Annotated in this window: 6 protein-coding genes; 5 read left to right on the forward strand and 1 reads right to left on the reverse strand. The window is 57.3% G+C overall.

What is annotated here, in order from left to right; all coding sequences use genetic code 11:
* The 5 genes from B5F76_RS14100 to gatB all read left to right on the forward strand — a co-directional run.
* Positions 1 to 464, forward strand: a 464-nt coding sequence (locus tag B5F76_RS14100) for an isocitrate/isopropylmalate family dehydrogenase (protein WP_239407079.1), incomplete at its 5' end; no start/stop codon positions are given.
* Positions 465 to 529: 65 nt separating this feature from the next.
* A complete protein-coding gene (locus B5F76_RS14105; RefSeq protein ID WP_087355705.1) occupies positions 530 to 856 on the forward strand; it encodes a hypothetical protein in 327 nt (108 codons plus the stop codon).
* 157 nt (positions 857 to 1,013) lie between these two features.
* Positions 1,014 to 1,904, forward strand: a complete 891-nt coding sequence (locus B5F76_RS14110; RefSeq protein ID WP_087355707.1) for an NAD(+)/NADH kinase — start codon at positions 1,014 to 1,016, stop codon at positions 1,902 to 1,904.
* Between the two features lie 42 nt (positions 1,905 to 1,946).
* Entirely contained in the window at positions 1,947 to 3,770 is a 1,824-nt protein-coding gene (locus tag B5F76_RS14115; protein ID WP_239407080.1) for a protein-glutamate O-methyltransferase family protein, read from the forward strand.
* 91 nt (positions 3,771 to 3,861) lie between these two features.
* Positions 3,862 to 5,289 carry an Asp-tRNA(Asn)/Glu-tRNA(Gln) amidotransferase subunit GatB gene (gene gatB, locus B5F76_RS14120; protein ID WP_087355709.1) on the forward strand — a complete coding sequence of 476 codons (1,428 nt, stop codon included), beginning with the start codon at positions 3,862 to 3,864 and terminating at the stop codon, positions 5,287 to 5,289.
* Between the two features lie 213 nt (positions 5,290 to 5,502).
* Here the strand turns inward: gatB and B5F76_RS15240 are convergent.
* On the reverse strand, positions 5,503 to 5,729 hold a 227-nt coding region (locus tag B5F76_RS15240; protein ID WP_204218437.1), incomplete at its 5' end, for a hypothetical protein.

Genomic DNA, 5,729 nt, shown 5'->3' on the forward strand with positions numbered 1-5,729 from the left:
AAGAAGCCTCGAAAAACGGCAATCCGGACGGCAAGATCGTCATCAAGGACCGCATCACGGACTCCATGTTCCAGCAGATTTTGCTGCGCCCGCGCGAATACAGCGTGCTTGCCATGCCAAATCTGAACGGCGACTACATGTCGGACGCTCTTGCAGCCCAGGTGGGCGGCCTTGGCATGGCACCCGGCTCCAATGTGGGCGACGGCTACGCCATCTTCGAGGCAACCCACGGCACAGCCCCAAAATACACCGGCCTCGACAAGATCAACCCAGGCTCCCTCATCCTCTCTGGCGCACTCATGTTCGATTTCATGGGCTGGAACGAGGCAGCGGAGCTTGTGCGCAAGGGCATTGCCGCTGCAGTGGCCCACAAGACCGTGACCTATGACCTTGCCCGCCAGATGGAAGGTGCAACAGAGGTTGCCTGCTCGGCCTTCGGCAAGGCCATCTGCGACAATATGTAACAAAAGTCCCTGGTCCCCCGGATTTTGTTCCGGGGGACATACACTGCCAACAAGCGGAGGCCTGCATGCTCTTTTTCAAAAAGCTCTTCAGGGGCTCCTACCCCCTGGTGAAGACCTTCTGGCTGTACTATGTGCTTGGCAGCACACTTGTCCTTCTTGTGGCAGAGGGAATATCCAGCATGTTTCCAAATGCCTTCGGGGCCTTTTCCTACATCCTCTTGGGCATAGTGCAGCTTGTGTACAGCATTGTCTGCCTCATCGGCATCTGGAGATCCGCCACGAACTACAAAAACGCCGGCGGATCGACTCTCTGGGCAACACTGGCCAAGGGCTACGTGATTTTGAGCATCATTGCCACCATTGCCATGTGCGTTTTCATGATGAGCATTTAGGGCAAGGCAGCGCAAAAATCCCAAAAGACGGAAATTTTCTCAACAGCGCGAAATCAGGGGAAAAAGACCGCAAGTGAGCGTGCGACATCCGAGCATGGCGCGCGAAGACGCATCTTTTTCCTTGCTCTCCATACCCCCAGCCTGTAGATAGTGAGATATGGAAACAGTATCTTATCGTAGCGTCCTTGTCGTGACCAAGGCCAGAGTGCGCGAGGCCGAGGATCTCGGCGCGACCATCGCAAGATGGCTGCGCGCTCGCCACTATTGCCAGGAAGTGAACGTCATCCCCTCCGAACAGGGCTCGTCCCTGTACGACGACGCGGAGCTGGATCTCATCATTGTCCTTGGCGGTGACGGCACCATCCTCGGGGTCGCACGCCACGTCATGTGCCGCAAGATTCCCATGGTCTGCATCAATTTCGGCAGGGTAGGCTTCCTCTCGGACATAGAGCCCGAGAACTGGGAGGAGGGCCTGAAATCCATGCTCGCCTCAACGGAGTACCGCTCTGCAGCAGGGCTTCGCTGGGCCCTTTTGCGCTACGGCCACCATGTGGCAGGGGGCTACGCTGTCAACGACGTGGTTTTGAGCAGATCCGCCATGGCGCGCCTTGTGTACGCGAACATCTACACGGACGGGGAGCTCATGGGCGCTGTGCGCGCGGACGGCTTCTTGCTGAGCTCGGCTATAGGCAGCTCTGGCTACAGCGTTTCGGCCAACGGGCCGCTGCTTTTTCCCACGCTCAACGCCATAGCCTTTGTGCCCATCTGCCCCTTTCTGAACACCATTCCCTCCATGGTCTTCCCCACTCACACGCTTTTCCGCTTCCATCTTTTGCCGGGAACAACGGAAAGCTACCTCACGGTGGACGGCCAGGAAGGACACATGGTGCAGACCAACGACATCATAGAGGTAGAAGGCATTCCGGACTGCGCACGCTTCCTTGGCAAGGGGCTTTCCTTTATTCAGCGTCTGCGGACAAGAAGCTTCATTTTGCAAAATCCGGTGAACAACCCGGCGCTCAAGACCCAGGGCCAGAAAACGGAATAGTCGAAAAAAATCAGGGGCAGCCAGTCCAGGCAAGGGGAGCCGATGCACAGGGATTGCGGACAATGCGGGCGCATGCCCGAGAGTGTGGACGACGAGGGCTTTGCCCCGCTGCCAGAGGACGAGGAGCGCCTCGAGCAATGTCCAAGGGTGCGAGACGTGCGCATTGGCAGGGCAAACAGCACTCTTAGCGTGCGCGTCGTGAGCTTTCTCATAGACAACAACATTTTCCATCGCCTGAACCCGCATCTTGTGGCAAGCCACGAACAGCTGGCCTTCATGGTGGCCCTTGAGCCGGATCAGGTCTACGTGCCCTGCTCGGACAGGGTCTTTTTCGATCTTTTGGGCGATGAGCTCACGCCCCGCATCCGCAAGGAGTACGGCAGGGCCTGGCGCATCTGCGTGATGCTTCTGAATTCCCTGGACGTGGATCCACTTTACAAGGCAAGCGTCCTCTCCTTCTGCCGCCAGCGCCTGAAGAGGGCTCTTCTCTTTCACGACATCATCCCCTCAAGGCTCATCAAGAGGCTGAGCTCCTTTGCGCTTTCCTCGGACAATGCCCTGGAGGATCCCTGGACGGAAAGGCGTGCTAGGGCTACGTCCCTTGCAAGGAACCTGCTTGGGCGTGACGAGCTTGCGGGACTGCTCGACAGGGCGCCAGCCTCCTGCACTGGCACAAGCTACGCTGCCCTGCAGGAGCGCATGGACATGGGCCGCATGGCCCGTCTTGTGTGCCTTTGCTGCCACAGCCCGGACATGGTGGAAAAAAGGATTTCGGATCTGTGGGACGACTTTCTTGAGGCCGAGGAGGCCTTGTCCCGCGTGTGGCGCGATGTTCCGGCACTGATGGACAGGCACTCGACCATACTGCTCTTGTGCGACGCGAGTGGCTCCGCGCACCTTGATCTCCTCCTTGCGGCCTTTTTGGTCGAGAGAGGGCATCGCGTCATCTACGCTGTCAAGGACGAGTTCTACTTCAACGCGCCTACCATGAGCGACATGTTCACGGATCCCTTGCTGCAGGCGGATCTGAAGGGTGCCTACGTGTGCACGGATCACAGTCTCTCGAAAAACGAGCTTTTGCAGCTTTTGCGGGAATGGCGCCTTATAGTCGTATCCGACGGCACGCGCGAGCGGCTGAACCTTGCGCGCGTGTCCGTGACCTTCGCCAGAGCCTGGAAGGAGGCGGATCTTGTGATCGCCAGGGGCAGGAGGCTTGCGGAAATCCTTATCGGCACAAGCCACGAGTTTACTCGCGACATCCTCTGTTTTGAGGGCGCTTTGGACGGCAAGCCTCTCACTCCGCACTACAGGCCGCACGCAAGGGGTGTGCGCAAGTTTTCGGAACGGGACATTCGCGCTCAGGCGGACCAGATCATAGAAGGCATGCGCGAGGCGCAGGGCCAGGGCAGGCCTGTGCTCTTCTACAGCTGCATCATAGGCTCCATTCCGGGGCAGACCAGTACTGCCATACGCCTTGCGCGATGCATAGTGGAGGAGCTTTCGAGGCGCATGCCCAAGGCCTACATCATCAATCCTGCCACACACTTTGTGGAAGGCATGGATGGGGACGATCTCATGTACATGTGGGAGAGGGTGCAGCGCAGCGGACTCATCAGCATCTGGTACTTCCAGACCTCGGACGACATAGAAGAGGGCTTCAGGCTCCTCGGAGAAAACATGCCGAAGGAATGGATGGGCAAGGACGCTTCCTACAGCACGGGCTGCACAAAGGAAATGCGCATAGCCCTGGATGTCCAGAGGCAGAATCCGGAAATGCAGATACGTGGCCCCAGCCCGGACACCTTCTTCAGACGCAGCGAGTACGGGGTCGGGAAATACTTTGACGCCGCATTGGTCCATCGCTAATATACGCCCCTGCCAGGGGCAGGAAGCCTGCCCCAATGCCCATTCACCAAAAAATCCATCATCCACAAATATATACTGTACGGAGAAATACATGCCCGATTTTGAAGCTGTAATCGGCCTTGAGGTCCATGTGCAGCTGGCCACAGCCTCCAAGCTCTTCTGTTCCTGCCCCAACGCCTTTGGCAAGGCGCCCAACACCAATACCTGCGAGGTGTGCACTGGCATGCCCGGCGCACTGCCGCGCATCAACAAACAGGCCGTGCACTACGCCACCCTGGTGGGGCTTGCCACCAACTGTTCCATCAATCTGGACAGCGTCTTTGCCAGAAAGAACTATTTCTACCCGGATCTTCCGGCAGGCTACCAGATTTCCCAGTTCGAACTTCCCCTGTGCGAGCACGGGTATGTGATGATAGATGTGGGCAATGGCCCGAAGAAAATTGGCATTACCCGCATCCACATGGAAAACGACGCAGGAAAGAACATACACTCCCACACCGAGAACCACAGCTACGTGGATCTGAACAGGGCAGGCACACCGCTGGTGGAAATCGTCTCCGAACCGGACATGCGCTCTCCGGAGGAGGCTGTTGCCTATCTGAAGGCTCTCTACCGCATCGTGACCTATCTTGGGGTGTGCGACGGCAACATGGAAGAGGGAAGCTTCCGCTGTGACGCCAACGTTTCCATCAGGCCCAGGGGCCAGGAAAAGCTCGGCACCCGCACTGAGCTCAAGAACGTGAACTCCTTCCGCAACGTGGGCCGCGCCATTGCCTACGAGATTGCCCGTCAGGAAGACGTGCTTCTGGACGGTGGCGAGGTAATCCAGCAGACGCGCCTCTACGACGCGGACAAGAACATCACCCAGGCCATGCGCAGCAAGGAAGAGGCCCACGACTACTGCTACTTCCCGGATCCGGACCTCTTGCCTGTGCACATAGACACGGAAGAGTTCGAGGCCTGGAAGAAGGAGTTGCCGGAACTGCCCAAGGAGCGCCTTGCACGCTTCATGGAGATGACTGGCATTGCCGAGGACGAGGCAGAGGTGCTGGTGTCCAGCAGGACCATGGCGGACTTCTTCGAGGAAGCGGCGAGCAAGGCCAATCCCAAGAAGGTGGCAAACTACATCCTTGGACCCATGCTGCGCGAGCTCAACGCCAACGGCCAGACCATAGCGGATGTCGCCATGAAGCCGGAGGCTTTGGCAGAACTGGTAGCCATAGTGGAAGAGGGGCTCATCAGCGCCAAGATTGCCAACGACATCTTTGCGGACCTCTTGAAGACAGGTGCCATGCCCAGGGCCTATGTGCAGGAGCACAAGCTTGCCCAGATCTCCGACTCCGGGGCCATTGACAGCGCAGTGGACAAGGTCATTGCCGCCAACCCCGCTGAAGTGGAAGCCTACAGGCAGGGCAAGACGAAGCTCTTGAGCTTCTTCATGGGCCAGGTCATGCGCGAGACCAAGGGCAAGGCCAATCCGGGCCTTGTGAACAAGCTTCTCAAGGAAAAGCTTGGCTAAAAGCTGGCGAAAGATTATGCAGTGTGGCCGCGGAATCCGTAAGGGTTCCGCGGCCACAGTTGCTTTCGAAAAGGTAGATTTGGGCAAACTTGTCCTTGTGCCCGGGGGCAGATAGAGTCGCAAGCAGAGAGGATTTTGGACGACAATGCGACAAGGGATCTGCTGGGAGACCTGAGTTTTGCACGATTTTATACTAACAACGGGAGTGACCATTCAGCTTGCTTTAGACTTCCGACCCCGTTTGGCGACTCGTTTGGAGGTATAGCCTGGGGCACATTCCTCAGGCACGGTTAAACCGAATGCTTCACAAATTTGAAGCTGTGCTCCTACAAAAGGTGTCATCATCTTTGAAGAATCACTGAGCTCAATCATTCTAATACTTCTCATTTCGTCAAGAATTGCTGATGATGAATCAAATCTATTCCTTAGTTCCGTTGTTT

It is taken from the genome of Desulfovibrio sp. An276, from assembly GCF_002159665.1.
Lineage (GTDB): Bacteria > Desulfobacterota > Desulfovibrionia > Desulfovibrionales > Desulfovibrionaceae > Desulfovibrio > Desulfovibrio faecigallinarum.

What these genes read in the sequence shown, in the direction of transcription:
- B5F76_RS14105 (WP_087355705.1), top strand. Translation starts at nt 530, where the DNA reads ATGCTCTTTTTCAAAAAGCTCTTCAGGGGCTCCTACCCCCTGGTGAAG.
- B5F76_RS14110 (WP_087355707.1), top strand. Translation starts at nt 1,014, where the DNA reads ATGGAAACAGTATCTTATCGTAGCGTCCTTGTCGTGACCAAGGCCAGA.
- B5F76_RS14115 (WP_239407080.1), top strand. Translation starts at nt 1,947, where the DNA reads ATGCACAGGGATTGCGGACAATGCGGGCGCATGCCCGAGAGTGTGGAC.
- gatB (WP_087355709.1), top strand. Translation starts at nt 3,862, where the DNA reads ATGCCCGATTTTGAAGCTGTAATCGGCCTTGAGGTCCATGTGCAGCTG.